We start from the raw sequence: 20,345 nt of genomic DNA, 5'->3' as shown, positions 1-20,345 counted from the left end.
TTTTTTTGATGTCCTTCATTTCCAATAAAAATTCATTCAAGATTTTATCACTCCCTGCACGTATATGCCTTTTTGAATGCACCGCGTCACCAGAGTGGACGCGGTGCATTCAGGTCGCCCCTATGAAGGAACTTTCACAAAATACTATTCATATTTTGCTGCGGCTTCGTCGTAAACAGTCTGCCAGTCTATTTCCTCAAGCTGAGGTTCCGGATAGAACTGATCGACATTGGGCAGGATAATAGAGCGCGCGTGAACATCAAATACCTGGCTTTCCGGCTCTAAGTCCAGCGCGGCTCTCACACAATATTCCGCACCATACCAGCACCATTCCCAAATACCATGCCACGAATCGCCTTTGATCTTGCCTTCCGAAACATACTTCATTGATTCTTCCAGCCCATCCTGGCAGAATACCTGCACATCGTCCAGACGGCCCGCGTTTTCCACGGCCATATATGCACCGATTCCCATTTCAGCACAGCAGGCATAGATTGCGTCCAGATCGTCATTGTTTTGCAGGATATTTTCAGCTGCTTCCATGCCGGTCTGTCTGTCCCAATCTCCCGGAAGTTCCGAAATAATCTCAACATTCGGGAAACGGCTGATTACGCTCTTGAATCCATCCGCGCGGATGTTGGAAAAGGTAGTACCAGCTACTCCGTCAATGAGCGCTATTTTGCCGCTTATCTGGTTGACGTCGAAATCTTTATAAAGGTCTTCCCAGAAGGATTCATCCAAGTAAGTCTCTGCCGGTACGTCTACCGTTTCTCCTTCGCCCTGGAACCCCGGGCCGCCCAGCGCATCGATCACGTTCCATGCGCCGCATGCGGAGGCCGAAGCATTGTCAAACCCGATATACCCATATATCTCAACGCCCGGCGCTTCTTCAATCTGGTTTACCAGAACGATTGGAATCCCCGCTTCATTTACTTCTTTTAGTGTCTCTGTTAATGAATCCCAGTCTGAAACACAAAGCATCAAAACGTCAATTCCACTTTCAACCAGGTTCTCGATCACCTGAATCTGGTCTGCAGGAGTGTGATTTGCGGTTGACTTTTGGATGACTTCCACTTCAAAACCAAGTGCGCGGGCATTGTTCAGGGATTCTTCCAGCTTCCTGGTAGCAATTTCATACACATCGGATATCTCCGGCGGTGCCCAGCCAATCTTTATTGAAGGAATTCCTTTCGATTCTTTTTCTTCTGCCGGTTCATTTTCCGCCGATGATTGCTGCACAGTAGTTTCAGACGCTGTTTCTGCGCTGCTGTTCGTGCTACATCCAACAAATGTTACAAGCAATATTCCTACAAGTAACAAACAAATTATTTGACCGTACTTCTTCATTTCTATCCTCCTCATCATTTCGAATAATCGAGAGCCCTAACCTACCTAACCTATGCCTACACAACATCCCCCTTTATTTTATTTAAAGTCATGGATATACGTAATTTTATTTCAATTATCTTTTGACTCTTGAATTATTAATTATCGGTTTTACCACTCTTCATATATTTATGAAACAGCGGATTATGCTGATCTGACCAGTTTCGATTCATTTAATTGCTCAATGGGGTTATATCGTTTAATACTATTATTTGCAAACCTCTGAAAATTTTGAATAAGTGATATTCCGAATGTCTTTTGGATTATTCACATGTTTACTGCTTTTTTTCGGTTTTAAAAGGGTGGTAAAATCATATTTAACCACCCTCATAGGTTCATAGGGCGTTTTTATCTGCCATTATTAAAACCACGGTTTACCTGTGATCCAGAGTTGACAATAAAGCAAATAATGATTTATAATAAGCCTCACAAAAGATTTACACTCCATCATTTTATTCAGGAAAAGCTTTTAAGTAATCAAAATATCAGTTAAAAACGTGTTTTAGTGCATCTTGCTTTTGGCAAAACAGAATAGGAGCAAATCGGATGAAGGAAAAGCTGTTAAACGTTATGGTAGTCGACGATGAGGCTCTTTGCCTCCGTGGAGTCACCAATAGTATCGATTGGGAAAAATATGGATTCCACGTAGCCTGCGATGCGAGAGACGGCCAGTTGGCCCTGAACCATCTTGAACAAAGCGGCCAGAATATTGATTTGTTACTGACAGACGTGTGTATGCCCTTTATGAACGGTATCCAACTAATCGAACGCATCAAAGAAAAGGAAATGGACATCGGCATCATTATTATGAGTGCTTATGATGAATTTGAATACGCGCAGGAGGCAATACGGTTTGGTGTAAACGCTTACCTGCTCAAACCGATCACAGAGGAAGCACTGTCTCCCTATTTGCTGAAAATCCGCGAGGAAAAATCCCTGCAGGAAAAGAATTCTAAGAAAATTGAAAGTATAAAAAGAATCATGCTGGGATGCGACCAGTTGTCAGATGAAAATTCTGATTTATTGAATAAGGCAAAATGCTATATGGAGAAAAACATAGCGAATTCAAAGCTTTCATTAAAAGAAGTTTCTCATTATGTAGGTATGAGCAAAAATTATTTTTGCACAGTATTTAAAAAAAGTCAGGGGATTTCATTCCTGAAATATTTAAACAATCTGCGTATTATTAAATCGATTGAGCTCTTGAGCACTACTAACAAACGGATTTATGAGATAGCCGAACAGGTAGGGTACAGTGATCCGACATGGTTCAGCACTGCTTTTAAAGCGGCAACGGGAAAATCGCCTTCCTATTTCAGAACGGAGGATTGTAATGAGAAAAATTAGGCGTGCTGCCCTTGCCGTAGCATGTATTCTGTTTGCCTGCGGCGTGCTTCTGTCTTTCGGTGGCTGTGCAGAACACGGCGCTTCAACAGACAGTCCGGCAGCTTCGCCCATTATAATAGGCATATCGGTTCCACGGTCGGAAGAGGCTCCGGTGACTAATGCTTTATTAAGTATACAAAATAATTTAAAGCCGGAAGAAGAAATTATTCTGAAAGATGCGGAAGGCAGTAATGACAAACAGGAAGCGGATATTATAGAGCTGGCAGATCAGGAGATCGACGTTCTGCTCGTTATTCCCAACAGGTATTCGGGTCTGCAAAATGCATTCGCTTATTGCAATTCAAAGAGCATCCCCATTATCGTTTTTCAAACGACGACAAAGTATAGAGACCAAGTATCCGCACAGATTTATTTCGATTATTGGAGGGCTGGAGCAGAAACAGCAAAGGCCGTTGCCTCCCGTTTGGCCGCAGACGGATCTCTGGATGAGGCAGAGATCGAAATAGGTATGATTAACAACAATACACGCTCCCACAATGTGCATAATTCCAACGCCTTTATCGAAGGGCTCAGCTCTTATAAAAACATAAGAATATTGCCGCCCGAATATGTGGTCGCAGGAACCATTGACGACGGTATTTACTGCCTGTATTCCTATATGGACGAATACCCTTCCATAAAGGTATTGTGGTCAATAAACGACAGATGTTCTATTGGAGCCATCTATGCAAATTTGCAAGGTGATACAGACGAGGATTTAATATTTGTATCAACCGGAGGAACGCAGGATGCTTTGAAGCTGGTAAAAGCCGGAAGGCTTTTGAGCACAGTGTGGATGGATCAACAGGAACTTGGCAAACGGGTTGTGGAGACGGTACATCGACTACTGGATAAGGAGGCATTTGAATTTGAGCAGGTTATCGAGCCGGTTCTAGTTACGAAAAAAAATGTAGATCAGTTTTTAAAGCAGGAAATAACATGAAAATAATTGATATTATCAAAACACGTAAAAACCTGCTGCGCAGTAAATTAGCCGTGAACAGCTTGGTCATGGCTATCATACCGATTATCCTGATTCCCGTGATTTCGATCACAATGACAGCAAATCTCCTGGGAAATTCGGACCGCAATGACAACATCAATGCGTTGAGCAAAACGGCCCTGCAGGTTCAAAATTTCACATATAATACCTATCTGTTTTCCGAAGTTATAAATAATATGCCTTTTGTGGATGAGGTCTTACGCGAGACTTTCCCTACACAGCAGGAAAAACTGGAAGCCGAAGTGATTGCAGGTGTTGAACTGTACCAAATGTGCAAAAGCAACCCGGCGTACTCTGGAATCTATATTTACGGGGAAAACGGGGTAGTAATCGGCTCCGACCAAAGAGATTCAAGGGTTCATGGAGCATTTAAGGTTTCCCCTTGGTACAGCGACGTAATGAAGTCCAACCGAACAACTTGGTGGGGGCCGGGAAAATCTGTAAACGTTGACAGTATAGACAGTGACATCATAACGTTCAGCGCTCCGATCATCGACAGGGAGAAGGTTAGCAAGAAGGGAGTTTTACTCATTGAATTTCATCAGGATGTTTTGCAGAGCATGATTGAGGAGAATTTGGAGAATAACCGTACATTGATGATTGTCAATCAGAATAAGGATATTGTTGCAGTAAGCGATAAGCATACGGATGATGCAAAGAGCTTCGGGCAATATTCAGATATGTTGCCTTTTTCGGAACGATGGACGTTTGAAGACCTGTCCAACATGAACAGCAAAAATTTTACTAAAACAGAGCGCGCAAACATAGATCTGGAGGACATCACCCACCAAGATTTTGGAATACATACCAGTATTATGAGCATATCGGATCCCTTAACCGGCTGGCATATAATCAATTTGGTGGAGCAATCGGAATTACTTCAGTCCATCTGGCTGATCAGCATTGTGATTGTCATCACTATCTTCGCAATCCTCGTCATTTATACCAATATTTCCGTATCTACTGCGGAGGCAATAACCGCCCCCCTCAACGAGATGCTTACCTATTATTCCGAGGTGGAAAAAGGCAGGTTTGATCTTTCTATTCCAGTGGAGGGAGTAGAGGAGATTGCCCAGCTGCGTAGAGGATTTAATAACATGGTCTCAAAGCTTGGAGACTTGGTGGAAGAGGTGTATCACGAGCAACGGCAGCTGCGGAAGGCGGAATATGAGGTCTTGCAGATGCAGATCAACCCGCATTTTTTATACAACACATTGGATTCCATTATCTGGCTGGCCTTGGAAAAGGATAACGACCAGGTGATACGGCTGACAAAAGCCTTGATCCAGCTATACCGAACAGGCCTCAGCAGGGGAAAAGATACCATCACCGTAGACGAGGAGGTGAAACACGCTCAAAGTTATTTAGAGATACAAAAGATTCGTTATGGGGATACCTTTGATTATCATATTGATGTAGACAACCGCATTGGTTCATTTAGAGTGCTGAAGCTTATATTGCAACCTATCATTGAGAACGCGATCTATCATGGAGCGAAAAGGACGCGCGAAAAATCAGATATTTTTGTAAAAGGTTATGAACAGGGCGGTTGTATCGTATTTGAAATCTGCGATACCGGCGCAGGTATGGATAAACAGACGTTGCAGCGGCTCAGAAATGCCATTTATGATAATGAAGGTGAAAAATTGCCTGCTTACGGCGTTCTGAACGTGCATCAGCGTATTGCCCTGCTCTTTGGTCAACAATACGGCCTGGAGATCACAAGCGAGCCGGGGAAGGGTACCATCGTTACCATAAGGATACCCATCCAGTCCAATCAAACGGAACAGAAACCAGATTAATAAGTATCCCTGCCGTCGCCAGCCCGCTTTGACGGCAGTATGGTTTTCGCCTGCAGCCCGGGTCTATGTGTGTTTGGCTTCGGGTCTTTTTGATTGCGCCCGCCATTCCCGCATCCCATACCATCTCTGCATCCCACGCTCTCCAATGGCGCATCCTTCCATCTTTCGATTGCAGCCGGGGTCAGTAAATCAAAAACATGTGAATAATCCAAAGGACATTCGGAATCTCACTTATTCCCAATTTTCAGGTATTGTGAATAAATAACAGTAAGGCAAGATAGAGGAGGTCCGGATGAAAAAAGCAAAGATATTGGCCGCACGAAAAGCAATCGATTGTATCGAGTCCGGTAAAACGTTTGCAGTGGATGGTTTTTGTGGGATCGGAGTGCCGGAAGAACTGTATATTGCTTTACAGGAACGATTTCTGCAAACAGGAAAACCGAACCACATGACGATGATTTTTGCCGCTTGTCAGGGAGATATGAGCGAACGCGGCTTTAATCATTTGGCGGAAGAAGGTTTGGTCTCAACGGCGATAGGCGGACATTGGAACAACGCGCCCAAATTGCAAAAGCTCGCTATGGAAAATAAAATGACCGCATACAACCTACCGCTGGGCGTTATATCGCAAACATTTCGTGAAACGGCGGCGGGTAAACCGTTTTTGCTCTCAAAAGTCGGATTGAAAACATTTGTGGATCCCCGTGTGGAAGGCGGCCGGCTGAATAAACGTACAACCGAGGATATCGTGGACCTGGTGGAGCTTTATGGCGAGGAGTATCTGGTGTACAAAACCCGCCCTATTCACTACGCCTTGCTTCGCGGAACCTACGCGGACCAATATGGAAATATCAGCTTGGATCATGAAGCATGCAAACTGGAGCTGACCGCGGTGGCGCAGGCTTGTAAGAATTCAGGCGGCACAGTCATAGTACAAGTGGAAAAGATCGTGGATACCAATATCCCCGCCAAGAATGTAATAATCCCCGGTATCTATGTGGATATCATTGTGCCAGTATGCCAAAAAGAGAACCATCAGCAGACATTTGCCACACTGTATAACCCGTCATACAGCGGAGAAGTGCATATTTCCTTGCCTGCCGAAGCCCATACCCATATGCCGCTCAATGCGCGGAAGATCATCTGCCGCCGGGCGGCAATGGAGCTGCAAAAGGGTTCGATCGTCAATCTTGGCATTGGTATGCCGGAAGGCATTGCGGCAGTCGCCCAGGATGAAGGAGAGCGGGAAAAAATTACATTAACCATAGAATCCGGACCAATCGGCGGCCTGCCCCTTTCCGGGCTGGATTTTGGTGCGGCGGCAAACCCGCAGGCGATCATCGGGCAGGCAAGCCAGTTTGACTTTTACCAGGGGCGCGGGCTGGACCAAGCGTTTTTGGGTCTTGCGGAATGTGACGAGCGCGGTAACGTCAATGTCAGCAAATTTGGCCCTAAAATAGCGGGCTGGGGGGGGTTTATCGACATTACCCAAAACGCCAAAATGGTAGCGTTTTGCGGAACGTTTACCTCAAGCGGTCTGACGGTTTCCACCGGAGACGGCAAGTTGCGCATCCTGAAGGAGGGACGCATCCGCAAGATTTGCAAAGCAGTCCAGCAGATTACATTCAGCGCAAAATATGCGATTCAGACAGGGCAAAAAGTTTTGTATATTACCGAACGGGCTGTATTTGGATTAAGCAGCCACGGACTTGTTCTGCAGGAAGTCGCTCCGGGCATCGACCTGAAACATGATGTTTTGGATAAAATGGAAGCGTCCGTAGAAATATCGCCCAGCCTGAAAGAAATGGATACCCGATTGTTCCGGCAGGAAAAAATGGGACTGAGCATCCAATAGTTTTTTACGGTAGATAGCTCGATAATCCGCCGCTTGTACAGAAACGAAGCAGGATGGCGCACGAAGTGCACTGCCCCGGAAGGATATGACGCACACCGACGCTTCATCTGCCAATCTATGGTGGAGGTGAACAAAATCAATGTTTACATGTGCAATCGCAAAAACCGTTATGCCGGCATGTGATCCAACGCGTCTGTCTGCCCGCATCCCTGCGGCCGGACGTTCCCCGACCGTCGCCGCAAAATATTGCGGCAGTTGTAACCCTCACTATGATGCGGCGGCGGCTGTCAGAAAAATTTCTTCATTGGCGGGAGTTTCCATTCATCACTGGAACGCTGCATACCTGCCGGATATCTGTATTTTGGTAAAGCAGTGTCAATCCGACTGCTTTCCGGAACCTGAACGTTTTTCAAATTGGTGTTCACTGCTGGTCGAAAAACCGGAGGAAGTTCGGCGTACAGCCGAAAAGCTCAAACGGCTGATCGCCCGGCAGGACAATCTATAAAATGTTATTGGAGGTCCTTAGCCATGATGAACAAAGAACAGTATATTGAAAGCCTGCGCCAATACAAGCCTATTGTCTACTTAAATGGGCGATTGGTAGAAAGTGTCGTGGACGACCCCATGACAAGGCCCCACGTCAACTCTGCAGCCGTTACTTACGAGCTCGCATTTGACCCCATGTACGAAGAATTGATGACAACCACTTCCCATCTGACCGGCAAAAAGATCAACCGTTTTACCTCCGTGCACCAGAGCACGGACGATCTGGTTAAAAAAGTGAAAATGCTGCGCATGATTGGTCAGAAAACAGGCACATGCTTCCAGCGCTGCGTGGGGTTTGACGCAATGAATTCCACGTTTATCACCACATTCAATATTGACCGGGAATGCGGCACCGATTACCATGAACGCTTCAAGAAGTACCTGGAATATGTGCAGGAGAACGACCTGATGATCGCCGGGTCTATGACGGACCCCAAAGGCGACCGTTCAAAGAAACCCAGCGCCCAGGCAGACCCGGATTTATTTGTACACATCGTGGAGCGCAGGGAGGACGGTATTGTGATCCGCGGCGCCAAAGCGCACCAGACGGGCATGATTAATTCACATGAAATGCTTATACTTCCTACCACCAACCTTGGGGAAGAGGATCAGGACTATGCTGTCGCGTGTGCAATCCGCGTAGATGCGCCCGGCGTTGTACACTTGTTCGGGCGGCAGACCAACGATAACCGCCGCCTAGACGGCGATATCGATACCGGCAACAGCGAATACGCCATCGTCGGCGGTGAAACGCTGACAGTCCTGAATGACGTATTTGTGCCGTGGGACCGTGTATTCATGTGCGGCGAGTATAAATTCGCACAGGAATATGTTTCCACCTTCGCCGCTTACCATAGACAGAATTACGGCGGCTGTAAGGTGGGCCTCGCCGACGTTATCATCGGTTCTGCCGCGGCAATGGCCGAATACAACGGCGTCAAGGCCAGCCATGTACGGGATAAGATCACAGAAATGATTAATATGGCGGAAACGATGTATAACTGCTCTTTGGGATGTTCCTGTCAGGGTACCAAGACAGAAGCTGGCTCCTATTACGTCAATACCCTGCTCGCCAATACGGTTAAGCTGAACTGTACCCGTTATATGTATGAAATTTCGCGCCTTGCACACGACATCGCGGGCGGCTTCATCGCTACTCTGCCTTACGAGGCAGATTACCGCAATCCCGAGACTAAAGGATATATTGACAAATATTTCAGCGCCAATCCGGATTTTTCCACAGAGGAACGCATTCGTATGGGACGGCTGCTGGAAAATATGACAGGAGGCACCGCACTTGCGGAATCAATGCACGGCGCAGGCTCTCCAGAGGCTATGAAAATTATGCTGTATCGCGAAAGTAATATAGACCATAAAAAAGCGCTTGCAAAAAAACTTGCAAAGATCGATAAAATCACAAAAAAAGATGAGGAGAAGGATTATGTTGAATAAACCGGTTGTATTGGGCGGTGCCAGAACCGCCACTGGAAAATTCGGACAATCTCTGGCCGGTATTCCTGCGCCTGAGTTGGGCGCGGCTGCCCTGAACGCAGCGATCAAAAAAGCCCGGATAGCGCCGGAGGACATTGACGAGGTAATCATCGGCACACATTTTCAGGCTGGCACTCGTTCTAATCCTGCGCGGCAGGCGGCAATTTATGCGGGTCTGCCGGACAGCACGCCCGCATTTACCCCGAATAAAAATTGCGCCACAGCGTTAAAAGCCATCAATCTGGCGGCACAGTCTATTATGCTGGGAGATAACGTCATCGTAGCGGCAGGCGGCTGCGAAGCCATGAGCCGTATCCCCTATCTCCTCGCAAAAGCCCGTTTCGGCTATCGCATGGGGACCGGCGAACTGCTGGATGGTATGCTCTACGACGGCTTGGTAGACCCCTTTGAAAATTATCATATGGGCCTTACAGCGGAAAATGTAGCCGAAAAATACAACATTTCCCGCGAAGCACAGGATGAATTCGCCCTGCGCAGCCACTTGCTTGCGGAAAAGGCCTGGAACACCGGCAAATATGACTCGGATATCGTACCAGTCGAAGTGAAGGTGAAGAAGAAAAATGTAACGTTCAGCAAAGACGAAACGTATATGGAAAACGCTGTCCTGGAAACCTTTCAGGCGGCAAAGCCTTATTTCAAACCGGAGGGGGGTACGGTTACCTCGCTCAACTCCTCCCCGCTCAACGACGGTGCCTGCGTGCTCATATTAGCAGATGAGACGACAGCCAGAGAACGCAGCATACCGCCGCTGGCCCGTTATGTCACCAGTGCTGCAGCCGCGCTCAGCCCCGCATATATGGGTTATGCGCCTGTCCTGTCCGTTCAGAAGCTGCTCAAAAAAACAAGCCTGAAGATAGAGGATATCGGCCTTTGGGAAGTGAATGAAGCGTTTGCCGCGCAGAGCGTTGCCGTTTGCCGCGATCTCGGATTGAACATGGATTTTGTTAATGTCAACGGAGGCTCTATTGCTTTAGGACACCCGGTCGGCTCAACCGGCGCGCGCCTCTCGCTTACCTTGATTGGCGAAATGCGACGTCGCGGTGTCAAATACGGCATCGTTACATTGTGTATCGGTGGCGGTCAGGGGCTTTCTACACTGTATGAACTCTGCGAATAAAGGAGATTTAAAATTATGCATATTCAACGAATCTTTGTAACAGGCGCCGGGCAGATGGGCTCCGGGATCGCGCAGGTTGCGGCCGCCAGCGGATATCAGGTAAAGCTTTATGATATCACGCTGGATATCGCATCGAAGGCCAAGGAAAAAATACAAACAGGATTACAGCGCCAAGCGCAAAAAGGGCGCATCACACCGGAAGCTGTCACGGCCACGCTCTCCTTCATTACACCGGTTGCCCAGCTGGAGGAAGCAGCGGATTGTGAAGTGGCCATTGAGGCCGTTTCCGAGGAAACGGAAATTAAAAAGAAGGTATTCGCCGGACTTGCCGCAGTCATGCGCAAGGACGCAATCCTAGCCAGCAATACCTCTTCCATCTCTATCACCAAAATCGGCTCTTTTACAGATACACCCGAACGCGTAGTGGGAATGCACTTCTTTAACCCCGTACCCGCTATGAAATTAGTAGAGATTGTCAGGGGCCTGCGCACGTCTGAAAAAACGGTTGCCACCGCCCAGGCGCTGGGGGAATCGATGGGCAAGATCGCCGTGGTCTGCAAAGACAGCCCTGGGTTTATTGTCAATCGTCTGTTTGACCCGATGCTGAACGAAGCTGCATATTTGGTGCAGGAAGGAGTCGCTTCGCCGGAGGCCATTGACCTTGCCATGCAAAACGGCCTGAACCATCCGATGGGTCCATTAAAACTGATAGATATGATTGGCATTGATATCATTTACGCCGTTATGGAGGTGCTGCATTATGATACGGGCGACCAGAAATACCGCCCCTGCCCACTGCTAAAACAGATGATAGACGCCGGTTTGCTGGGCCGCAAAACAGGCAAAGGCTTTTACGATTACGAATGAGGAGTATACCGCATGAAACTTAATACTATCATTTATGAAAAAAGAGATGCCTTCGCGTACATCACATTCAATCGGCCCAAAGTGCTCAACGCAATAAACCGTGAAATGCTTGATGATCTAGCGCGCATCACTGACGATTTACGCCGGGATGAGGGCATCCGCGCCATAATCGTAACGGGGGCGGGCAAAGCGTTTATCGCGGGCGCAGATATCGCTGCTATGCGAGATTTCACAGCTGCAGAAGGGCGCGAGTTTAACTTGTACGTACAACAGCAGATCAACAATCTGGAAAACCTACCTGTGCCCGTGATTTGCGCCATCAATGGTTATGCGTTGGGGGGCGGACTCGAGCTTGCTCTGGCCTGTGATATCCGCATTATTGCACAAGACGCAAAAATTGGTTTGCCCGAAGTAGCTCTGGGCATCTTTCCCGGCGGCGGGGGTACGCAACGGCTACCCCGGCTCATAAATAACGGCTATGCGAAATATTACATTTATACAGGGGAACATATTCCTGCGCAAAGGGCGTACGAGCTCGGTATTGTGCAGGAAGTAACAGGGTCCGGGGATTTGACCGGGCGCGCACAGGAAATTGCTGATAAGATTGCAAAACAGGGCCCCATCGCCGTGCGCATGGCCAAACGCGTAATCAACGAAGGCGCCAACCTTGGCCTACGTCCTTCCATTGTCTTTGATAGCGAAGCCTATGCGACAACCTTCGCTACAGAAGACCGCATCACCGGTATGACTGCTTTCTTGAATAAAACAAAGGCCAACTTTCAAAACCGTTGACAAAATTTTGTATGGGGCAGACGATCAGAACAAGGGATTCCGCGGTTCAGACTGCCTGCCCTTGAATCATTTTTGGATATCCGTATAGGAATATCTGTTTCTTTTATAATTCTCTTAAAAAATCAAAAAACTGCTCAATATAGTTTCTACCGGATGGCTTCACGCAGCTTTTTAGCAGCCTCCGGGATTGTCATATCCGTCCGGAACAATCCCGCGCTCCCCGCTACAAAATTCCCCGCACCGGCAGCTTTCATTTTTCTTGCATTTTCAAAGCTTACATTCCCATCAACCTGAATCACCGTATCTCGGTAACCCCGTTCATCCAGATAGCTGCGTACATTCTCAATTTTTCTCAGCGTCTCTTCTACGATTACCTGTCCTGCGAATCCCGGATTCACCGTCATTACCAACACAAAATCCGCCACATCCAGCACATATTCCAACACTTCAACAGGAGTAGCCGGATTCATTGCAACACCCGGATGTATCCCTTCCCTTCTAAGAGATTGCAGCAGTCTTTGCAGGTGAACTGTGCCTTCTGCATGCACCGATACTGTATCTCCCTCACGAAAAGGAAAGTATCCTGTTTTCAGCTCCGGACGTTCTACCATTAAATGAATATCTAACGGTAAATTTGTCTCTCTTCTAACCTGTTCAATCATGCATACCCCCAGTGCATAATTGGGCACAAAGCTTCCGTCCATAATATCAAAATGCAGGTACTCGATTCCCGCGTTTTCCATTGCGCGTATGTCTTTTTTCATATCTATAAGATCAGCGCACATCATCGATGCTGAGATTCCCGTCTTCACCTTTATACTCCTTTTCTTGTGTTCCAGATTTTTTATGTTCTTTTTTGATTACCGATATGACCGCCAGCATGGTCAGCGGAAACACAGCCGTTATAAGCATTGCCATCCGAAGGCCCGCCTGATCCCCGCTTACTGCGGATACCCCCTGCGCAACCATACCTGCAAGCCACGGAGCAAATGCAGCGCCTGCGTCGCCGCTTGCCGCAAGCAGAGAAAACATTGAAGCTCCCGCCCGTGGGAAACGGTCCGCAGCAAGTACGATACAGCCCGGCCACATGGTGCTTACCGCAAATCCACACAATGCGCATGCCGCCAAAGCTAGTACTCCATTGTTCGTAAATGCAATTAATAAATATGCCGCCAAAGCTAAGCCCGCGCCTGCAGCAAGAGCATTCAGCAAATTTTTCCCGCCCAATTTGGCATAGATGATTCTTCCCACTCCCATCATAAGCGCAAACATGCATACGCCTGCCGTATCGCCGACAATTTTTGGAAATCCCGCAGCCTTTTCCATAAATGTCGAGCTCCATTCGCCCATTACATGCTCAGAAGCTGCGGCCATAATAATACATGACACCACAAGCAGGAAGTATTTGTTCTTCGCTACCTTTTTAAGCGGCATCTTCTGTTTCCCTTCCTTTACAAAAGGAGCAATAGGCGCTTTGGAAAATAAAAATATGTTAATTGCCGGAATTGCCAGCCATAACAATGCAATCTGCCTCCAGCTTGCCGCTCCCCAGGTATAAATCAGTACCGTAGTAACAATAATGACCACGATCTGCCCCCAGGAATAAAAGGAATGCAGTACATTTATTGCTGAAATTTTCTCTTTGGTCGGGATTGCGTTCACAATAGGATTGATTAGCAATTCCAGTAGCCCGCCCCCTATTGAAAAAAGAATCGTGCCAACCAGCAGACCCGTAAATACATCTGCAAACAAGTCTGCCGCAAACACAAATACCACCAGACCCGCTACAGTCAGCACTTGTGCCAATATTACGAACGGGCGCGCACCCAACGCATCGGCCGGTCTGCCAAACGCAAGGTCAGACGTTACCTGTACAATAAAATTTACCGAAATCAATATGCCAAGCTGAGCATAGGTAATTCCATACAGGCTTTGCAGCGGAACAAACAGGATCGGTGTCAAATTTATCACGATTGCCAGCACGATATATCCCATATAGCATGCCCGTACCGTATATCTGTAATCTGGTTTTTTCATATTCCTATCATTCTGCACAATTCCTGTTTTGCGGTAATCTTATCCGGCACGTACGATTTGAGCAGCTTCAAATTGCCCAGCACCTCATACTCTTCCAGACAAGCTGGCATAAGCACGCTTTCTCCGCATTGGATATATTCGCACTTATTTCCGTATTTCAGCATCCCGCAGCCTTCAACACAGGTATAGGCATGGAAGCGCCCTTTATCCGTACAGCTCTTCATATGGGAGCTGATTTCATAGCATTCCCAGGCAAATGCTTCATGGAGAAAATAGATCGTCCTCCTGTATCCGCCGTAATTAACGGAGATGCCCGGGGAGCGCCTCCCGCGCATATTGAGATCAGCCACATTCAATGCGTCTTCTACATCCACTTGTCTTCCGCGCCCATAGTCAAATATACGGTAGGTCGTATTGGAGTTTTGCCCGATCTCTACCATAATCAAGTCGCTTCCCATTGCATGCACCAAGCCGCTAGGAATAAGGTATACATCTCCTTTTTTTGCTTCATACCGCTTCATATACCTTTCCGTTTTCCCTGTTTTGATGCTCTTGCGGAATTCTTCTTCCGTACAAGCCTTCGTGCCCAAATATAAAAAGGGTTCTTCAAAGGTCTCCATAACATACCATGCTTCTGTTTTCCCTGCCGCCATACCTTTGCTGCGCGCGTATTCATCATTGGGATGTACCTGGATAGACAGCTTTTCCCGCGGATTGACCAAACGGATCATGAAAGGGAAATTCTCCGGAGCTATTCTGCTTCCAAGCAGGTCATGACCGAACGTGTAGATCATTTCCTGCAATGTTTTCCCTGCGTATTGCCCATTCGTTACAACGCTTGTGCCTTCTTCATGGCAGGCAATATCCCATGTTTCCCCAATTTTTCCCTCGGGAAGATCATTGCGGAATAATGAAAAATCCCGGCTCCCCCATATTTTATTGATATAAATATGATTAAACTTAAATGGATATAGCATATGTCACCTCATAAAAGCCCTACGGGGGCATGATGCCCCCCGCTTATGCCTTCTTCCTGCTTTTCGTATCAATAAGTACAGCAACAACAATAATCAGTCCCTTTACCACTTGCTGCCAATAGGAGGAAACATCCAGAAGCGTCAGCCCATTCGCCAGAACGCCAATAATAATTACACCAATTACCGTTCCAAAAATCGTCCCCCTGCCGCCAGCCAAAGAGGCTCCGCCCAGGATAACGGCGGCGATAACATCCATTTCAAATCCATCCGCTGCCGAAGGCTGCCCCGATCCGAGACGTGCTGCCATCACAAGACCTGCCAGTCCGGTAAAAAGACCGCTCAGGGTAAACACGCCAATTTTTATTCTATCTACGCTGATACCAGACCATTGACTTGCTTTAGAGTTTCCGCCGACTGCATAAATATGCCGTCCGAACCGTGTGTATTGTGTAATAAAAATGCCAACGACAACAACCGCAGCCATCAATACAACCGGCAGCGGGATCGCTCCCACATATCCCGTTCCAAATTGTGTAAATCCTTCATCAAATACCGACACCGGGTTGCCCCCCGTATAAATAAAAGATATTCCGCGGAAAATCTGCATCGTCGCCAATGTTGTAATAAACGCTGGGATTCGGCCTTTCGCGGTGATAAATCCATTTACAAAACCAACTCCCGCGCCGATCGCGAGCGAAAATACCAATGTCAGAAAGGGACTTTGAGTCATTTTATATACTGTTGCACCCATTACGCCGACAAATGCCATTACTGATCCCGGAGACAGGTCAATATCTCCTAGGATAATAATCATGGTCATTCCGACCCCAACGATGCATATCATCGACACCTGCCGAAACATGTTGAGCAGATTATCCGGCGTAAAAAATGCGTTTGTCAAACAGGTAAAGACCACAAACAGGCCAATCATAATAAAAATAAGCGCATATTGCCGCAAGTTTGCAGCCTTTCTTCCACGCTTCGCTTTAGAAGCGATTATTGCTTCATTATTCGACATATTAAATTCCTCCAATCGCTGCATGCATCAGCTTTTCCTGGTTGAGACCCGTAACAGGTGCATCCAGTGTTTTCTGTCCTTCATAAAGTACGATCACACGATCACTGATATGTAAAATTTCCGGCATTTCTGATGAAATCATCAAAATACTTGTTCCATTTTCTGCAAGTTGCCGCATGATCGAATAGATCTCTGCCTTTGCTCCTACGTCAATTCCGCGTGTCGGTTCATCCATAATCAGGATATCCGGTTTCATCGCCAGCCATTTCCCCAAAACAACCTTTTGCTGGTTTCCTCCGGAAAGTTCCTCCACTGCCTGTTCTTCGCTGCTCAAAGCTACTGAAAGGTCCTTGATATATTTCAGGGCGATTTCCTTCTCTTCCGCCTTTCGCGCCCTGATCGGGCTTAAATTTTTCAGGCACGATAATACCAAATTGTTTTGCACGGACAAGGATAAAACCAATCCCAATTCTTTCCTGTCCTCCGGAATCAGCGCAATTCCATTGTTGATCGCATCGATTGGCGACTTAAGGATAATCTTCCGGCCGTTTTTATACACTTCCGCCTTATCCGCTTTATCGATCCCAAAGATAATACGCGCCATCTCAGTCCTGCCTGCGCCCACAAGGCCAAAAAAGCCTAATATTTCTCCTTTATGGAGTCTAAAATCAAAAGGCTTTGATTTCAGCGTAACATTTACATTCACATTTTTAACTTCAAGTGCAACGTCCTTATCCTTGTAATCCTTTGCCTGAGTGTTCTTTTCTAAATTTAGTTTCCTGCCAATCATGCATTGCACCAATTCTTCATTGGTAGTGTCAGCCGTTTTGAATGTATCGACAAATTTTCCGTCCCGAAATACCGTGATCCGATCTGTTATTTTAAAAATTTCCTCCATTCGATGGGAAATATAAATGATACTCGTTCCCTTTGATTTCAGTTCGGTAATTAAATCAAATAGGATATCTACTTCGCGGTCTGTCAGACTGGAAGTTGGTTCATCCAATACGATAATATCCGCCTGATAGGACAGGCATTTTGCAATTTCAACCAGTTGTTTTTCCGCTACGCTCAGTTCCGAGACCAGGACTCGCGGTTCTTTGTCTACTTTGACGCGCTTCAATATATCCCGGGTATCTGCATACAGTTTTTTCCAGTCCATCGTGCCCGCTTTTGTTTTGGGTTCCCTGCCGATAAAAACGTTCTCGGCAATACTCATATTGTTAAGAAGGTTGAACTCTTGGAACACGATACTGATTCCCTTCTCCTGTGCTTCCTTTGGCGTAATATGTTCCATTTGCACCATGTTTCCACCCTGGTCCAGTTTTTCTACGATTCCGCTGTCTTTTGTATATACGCCCGTCAATATCTTCATCAGAGTAGATTTCCCTGCTCCGTTTTCACCCATCAGCGCGTGTACTTCGCCCTCCATTAGGTCGAATTGTATATTGTCAAGCACTGTAACGCCGGCAAAGGATTTGGTGATGCTTTTCATATTCAAAATTTTTCTGGGCACGTTACCACACCTCTCCAAATGATAATACTCTTAACCTTTTTTGAGCAAAGCGTGGGGAACCGGAAAGCTCCCCACGTCAACTCTACTTCCGATTTTTATTCAGCGGCAGCGTACTGCGCCTCACGTTCGATATATTCATCCACATTATCAATCGTAATCAAGCCGATCGGTACGGAAATGAACTCTTCCACTTCTTCTCCATTGATCCATTTGAGTGCATTCTGTACTGCCTGGTAGCCCATCTGGTAGGGATCCTGGGCAACTGCCATCGAGAATGGCGTGCCAGATTTGATCGCATTGAGATTGTCTTCTGTTGCGTCAACTCCCGTAATCAGAACATCGGTTTTGCCGGCAGCCTGTGCCGCCGAAAGCGCACCCAGGGCGGAAGATTCGTTTGAACCCGCTATGCAGTCCAAATCAGGATTCGCCTGTAGGATAGTCTCTGCCGCTTCGAGCGCTTTGGTCCGCTCAATTGCCGCCGTTTCGTTCGTCGCGACAACTTTGATTCCCTCCTGCGCGTCCATCACTTCAAAAAAGCCTTCCTGCCGGTCGCGCAGAGATGTAATGCTCGGATTTCCCAGCCATGCAACCGTGCCTTCGCCGCCCAACTGTTCTATAATATATTCCGCTTCCATTTTTCCGATTTCTTTATTGTCAGAAGAAACAAATGCCGTTACCTCACAGTTGTCCACATTGATATCGACCGGGAAAATTCCGATCCCCTTTCCCAACGCTTCATTGCATACATTGCTAAGTGCCGCAGAGTCGATCGGGTTTACCATAATTGCTTTTACACCTTGCTGCATCAGATTTTCCACGTCTGAAACCTGTGTCTCGACTTCATAATCAGCGGTGGTAACGACCAGTTGTACTCCCGCTTCTTTCGCCGCTGCTTCCGCCCCTTGCTGCATGGCTACGAAAAACGGATGAACGCTCTGTCCGAAAGAAAAGCCGATCTTTACGCCTTCTGCCGAAGCCGCCCCCGCACTCTCTGCCGGTTCCTCGGAAGCGGGTTCTTCAGATGATGCAGGCGTTTCTGCTGCTGTTGATTCCGCAGGTGCGGAGACTTCCGCCGCAGGTGCGCCGCAAGCTACGAATAGCATTGCCGAAATGACCATTAAACATACCAGAGTTACAACAATAGACTTTTTCATGTTTTTTACCTCACACTTTTGATTATTTTTAGGACATTTTAATCCAAAGGCCCAACATTTTTCGCCTTCCATGGCGCAAACGATACTTTCCCCAGGATCGTATACTGGGATGCATGGCATGCGGCCGGAATGTTATCCGCAATATTATGCATTGTCGAATATGCTAGTGTCGCAAATTTGCATGCTTCTTTATATTCCGGAGGGATACCGATCTCCTCGGAAGATGTCAGGCGGATGTTCCGGGGCAATTTTTCCTGGATATATTTCATAATGGTCGGATTTTTTACGCCACCGCCGGATGCATACATTACTTTCACCCGCTCAAGCATATCCTGCGGAATATAATCGTTCATATTGCGTACGATCGCTTCTGCTGTAAAGGCACAGACCGTCGCCATAATATCTTCCGTAGAGAGATTTGAATATTTGTCCAGCATCTTATTACTGTATTCCTCTGAAAAATCATATTTCCATCCGGAACGCGGTACAGGCCGCTTGAAGAATTCATGCTCCATAAATTCCGCCAGCATTTTTTCATTTACCGTTCCCTTGGCCGCAACAGCACCGTCATAATCGCACGGCTGCCCAAGAAGCCTTCTTGCCGCATTGTCAGACATCAGATTCCCGGGACCAGTATCAAATGCGACCATTTTACGGCGGTCTTTATATGCAAGATGCACATTTGCAATCCCACCAATATTCAGCGTAAGTGTTGGCTCTTCCTTATCACGGAATAAAACGAAATCAAAATACTGCATCAACGGTGCTGCGCTGCCGCCCCATACATGGTCGGCCTGCCGAAAATTCGTCACAGTGGTAATATTGGTCAGGCCGGCAATCACAGATGTATCGCCGATTTGGTAGCCGCACGGATACGGTCCATCCAGCCAGCGATGCACCCAGTCATCCTTTTGCGTATCCGTCATCGCTGCGATCTTCACATGGTCGGGCTGCTCCTGATAGATCGTCTGGCCGTCCACTCCCAATACTTCGATATCCCTCGGATCAATTCCGTTTTCCTTCATGAACTGGCGGACCGCTTCCGCCATCTGTGCTCCCGCAATATAGGTGAGACGGGTAAGCCCTACCATATCGACTTTATTGTCGAATGCAGGGACGATCATATCTTCCACTTCTTTAGGCCATTGATACGATCCTCCTTTCAAAAATTTTGTCGGCTTCGGAAAACCGTCTTCCGCAATTTCTGTTTCCGCAAGAATAACGTCAATTCCATCGAATGATGAACCACTGTTCATCCCCATAATTAATGCCATTTCTTCCTCCTGAATATAATTTGAGATTTACGTTTAATTTGCTTTTTAATGAATATAGTGTTACAATTTCATTGGATAAAAGGGTACAAAAAGAACACACATC

The 20,345-nt window shown here is 46.9% G+C and carries 17 protein-coding genes; 9 read left to right on the top strand and 8 right to left on the bottom strand.

Annotated elements, in window-relative coordinates; translation table 11 throughout:
* Positions 1 to 144: 144 nt before the first annotated feature.
* The gene (locus B1H56_RS13855) at positions 145 to 1,140 is read right to left on the bottom strand and encodes a sugar ABC transporter substrate-binding protein (protein ID WP_169797797.1); all 996 of its coding nucleotides are present in this window, start codon (positions 1,138 to 1,140) and stop codon (positions 145 to 147) included.
* Between the two features lie 792 nt (positions 1,141 to 1,932).
* On the opposite strand from B1H56_RS13855, the gene B1H56_RS13850 reads away from it, so the two are divergent.
* The 9 genes from B1H56_RS13850 to B1H56_RS13810 all read left to right on the top strand — a co-directional run bounded on the left by B1H56_RS13850 (position 1,933) and on the right by B1H56_RS13810 (position 12,266).
* Positions 1,933 to 2,733, top strand: a complete 801-nt coding sequence (locus B1H56_RS13850; protein ID WP_066522852.1) for a response regulator transcription factor — start codon at positions 1,933 to 1,935, stop codon at positions 2,731 to 2,733.
* Positions 2,720 to 3,715, top strand: coding sequence for a sugar ABC transporter substrate-binding protein (locus B1H56_RS13845; protein ID WP_066522850.1), 996 nt, complete (start codon positions 2,720 to 2,722; stop codon positions 3,713 to 3,715). The genes B1H56_RS13850 and B1H56_RS13845 overlap by 14 nt, the downstream gene beginning before the upstream one ends.
* Positions 3,712 to 5,577 carry a cache domain-containing sensor histidine kinase gene (locus tag B1H56_RS13840; protein WP_066522847.1) on the top strand — a complete coding sequence of 622 codons (1,866 nt, stop codon included), beginning with the start codon at positions 3,712 to 3,714 and terminating at the stop codon, positions 5,575 to 5,577. The genes B1H56_RS13845 and B1H56_RS13840 overlap by 4 nt, the downstream gene beginning before the upstream one ends.
* Positions 5,578 to 5,869: 292 nt before the next feature.
* Positions 5,870 to 7,432, top strand: coding sequence for an acyl CoA:acetate/3-ketoacid CoA transferase (locus tag B1H56_RS13835; RefSeq protein ID WP_121419019.1), 1,563 nt, complete (start codon positions 5,870 to 5,872; stop codon positions 7,430 to 7,432).
* Between the two features lie 169 nt (positions 7,433 to 7,601).
* A complete protein-coding gene (locus B1H56_RS13830) occupies positions 7,602 to 7,937 on the top strand; it encodes a hypothetical protein (protein ID WP_147554723.1) in 336 nt (111 codons plus the stop codon).
* A gap of 23 nt (positions 7,938 to 7,960) precedes the next feature.
* Positions 7,961 to 9,430 carry a 4-hydroxyphenylacetate 3-hydroxylase family protein gene (locus tag B1H56_RS13825; protein ID WP_066522843.1) on the top strand — a complete coding sequence of 490 codons (1,470 nt, stop codon included), beginning with the start codon at positions 7,961 to 7,963 and terminating at the stop codon, positions 9,428 to 9,430.
* Positions 9,420 to 10,607, top strand: a complete 1,188-nt coding sequence (locus B1H56_RS13820) for a thiolase family protein (RefSeq protein WP_308660727.1) — start codon at positions 9,420 to 9,422, stop codon at positions 10,605 to 10,607. The genes B1H56_RS13825 and B1H56_RS13820 overlap by 11 nt, the downstream gene beginning before the upstream one ends.
* 15 nt (positions 10,608 to 10,622) lie before the next feature.
* Positions 10,623 to 11,474 (top strand): 3-hydroxyacyl-CoA dehydrogenase family protein, encoded by an 852-nt coding sequence (locus tag B1H56_RS13815; protein ID WP_066522842.1) that lies wholly within the window; start codon positions 10,623 to 10,625, stop codon positions 11,472 to 11,474.
* Positions 11,475 to 11,486: 12 nt separating this feature from the next.
* Positions 11,487 to 12,266 carry an enoyl-CoA hydratase/isomerase family protein gene (locus B1H56_RS13810; RefSeq protein ID WP_066522841.1) on the top strand — a complete coding sequence of 260 codons (780 nt, stop codon included), beginning with the start codon at positions 11,487 to 11,489 and terminating at the stop codon, positions 12,264 to 12,266.
* 146 nt (positions 12,267 to 12,412) lie between these two features.
* Here the strand turns inward: B1H56_RS13810 and rpe are convergent, their stop codons facing one another.
* The 7 genes from rpe to B1H56_RS13775 all read right to left on the bottom strand — a co-directional run bounded on the left by rpe (position 12,413) and on the right by B1H56_RS13775 (position 20,242).
* Positions 12,413 to 13,078 (bottom strand): ribulose-phosphate 3-epimerase, encoded by a 666-nt coding sequence (gene rpe, locus B1H56_RS13805; RefSeq protein ID WP_066740105.1) that lies wholly within the window; start codon positions 13,076 to 13,078, stop codon positions 12,413 to 12,415.
* Positions 13,041 to 14,303, bottom strand: coding sequence for an MFS transporter (locus B1H56_RS13800; protein ID WP_066522837.1), 1,263 nt, complete (start codon positions 14,301 to 14,303; stop codon positions 13,041 to 13,043). Before B1H56_RS13800 ends, rpe begins: the two co-directional genes overlap by 38 nt.
* Positions 14,300 to 15,280, bottom strand: a complete 981-nt coding sequence (locus B1H56_RS13795) for a type I phosphomannose isomerase catalytic subunit (RefSeq protein WP_066522835.1) — start codon at positions 15,278 to 15,280, stop codon at positions 14,300 to 14,302. Before B1H56_RS13795 ends, B1H56_RS13800 begins: the two co-directional genes overlap by 4 nt.
* Before the next feature lie 43 nt (positions 15,281 to 15,323).
* On the bottom strand, positions 15,324 to 16,298 hold the full coding sequence (locus tag B1H56_RS13790; RefSeq protein ID WP_066740108.1) for an ABC transporter permease: 975 nt from the start codon (positions 16,296 to 16,298) through the stop codon (positions 15,324 to 15,326).
* 1 nt (position 16,299) lies between these two features.
* Positions 16,300 to 17,793 carry a sugar ABC transporter ATP-binding protein gene (locus tag B1H56_RS13785; protein ID WP_066522833.1) on the bottom strand — a complete coding sequence of 498 codons (1,494 nt, stop codon included), beginning with the start codon at positions 17,791 to 17,793 and terminating at the stop codon, positions 16,300 to 16,302.
* Positions 17,794 to 17,909: 116 nt separating this feature from the next.
* A complete protein-coding gene (locus B1H56_RS13780; RefSeq protein WP_066522832.1) occupies positions 17,910 to 18,968 on the bottom strand; it encodes a sugar ABC transporter substrate-binding protein in 1,059 nt (352 codons plus the stop codon).
* 38 nt (positions 18,969 to 19,006) lie between these two features.
* The gene (locus B1H56_RS13775; protein WP_066522830.1) at positions 19,007 to 20,242 is read right to left on the bottom strand and encodes an anhydro-N-acetylmuramic acid kinase; all 1,236 of its coding nucleotides are present in this window, start codon (positions 20,240 to 20,242) and stop codon (positions 19,007 to 19,009) included.
* Positions 20,243 to 20,345: the final 103 nt, after the last annotated feature.

This window comes from Christensenella minuta (assembly GCF_003628755.1).
Lineage (GTDB): Bacteria > Bacillota > Clostridia > Christensenellales > Christensenellaceae > Christensenella > Christensenella minuta.
The sequence above is the reverse complement of the archived record's forward strand: the minus strand, read 5'-3'. Positions and strand labels throughout refer to the sequence as shown.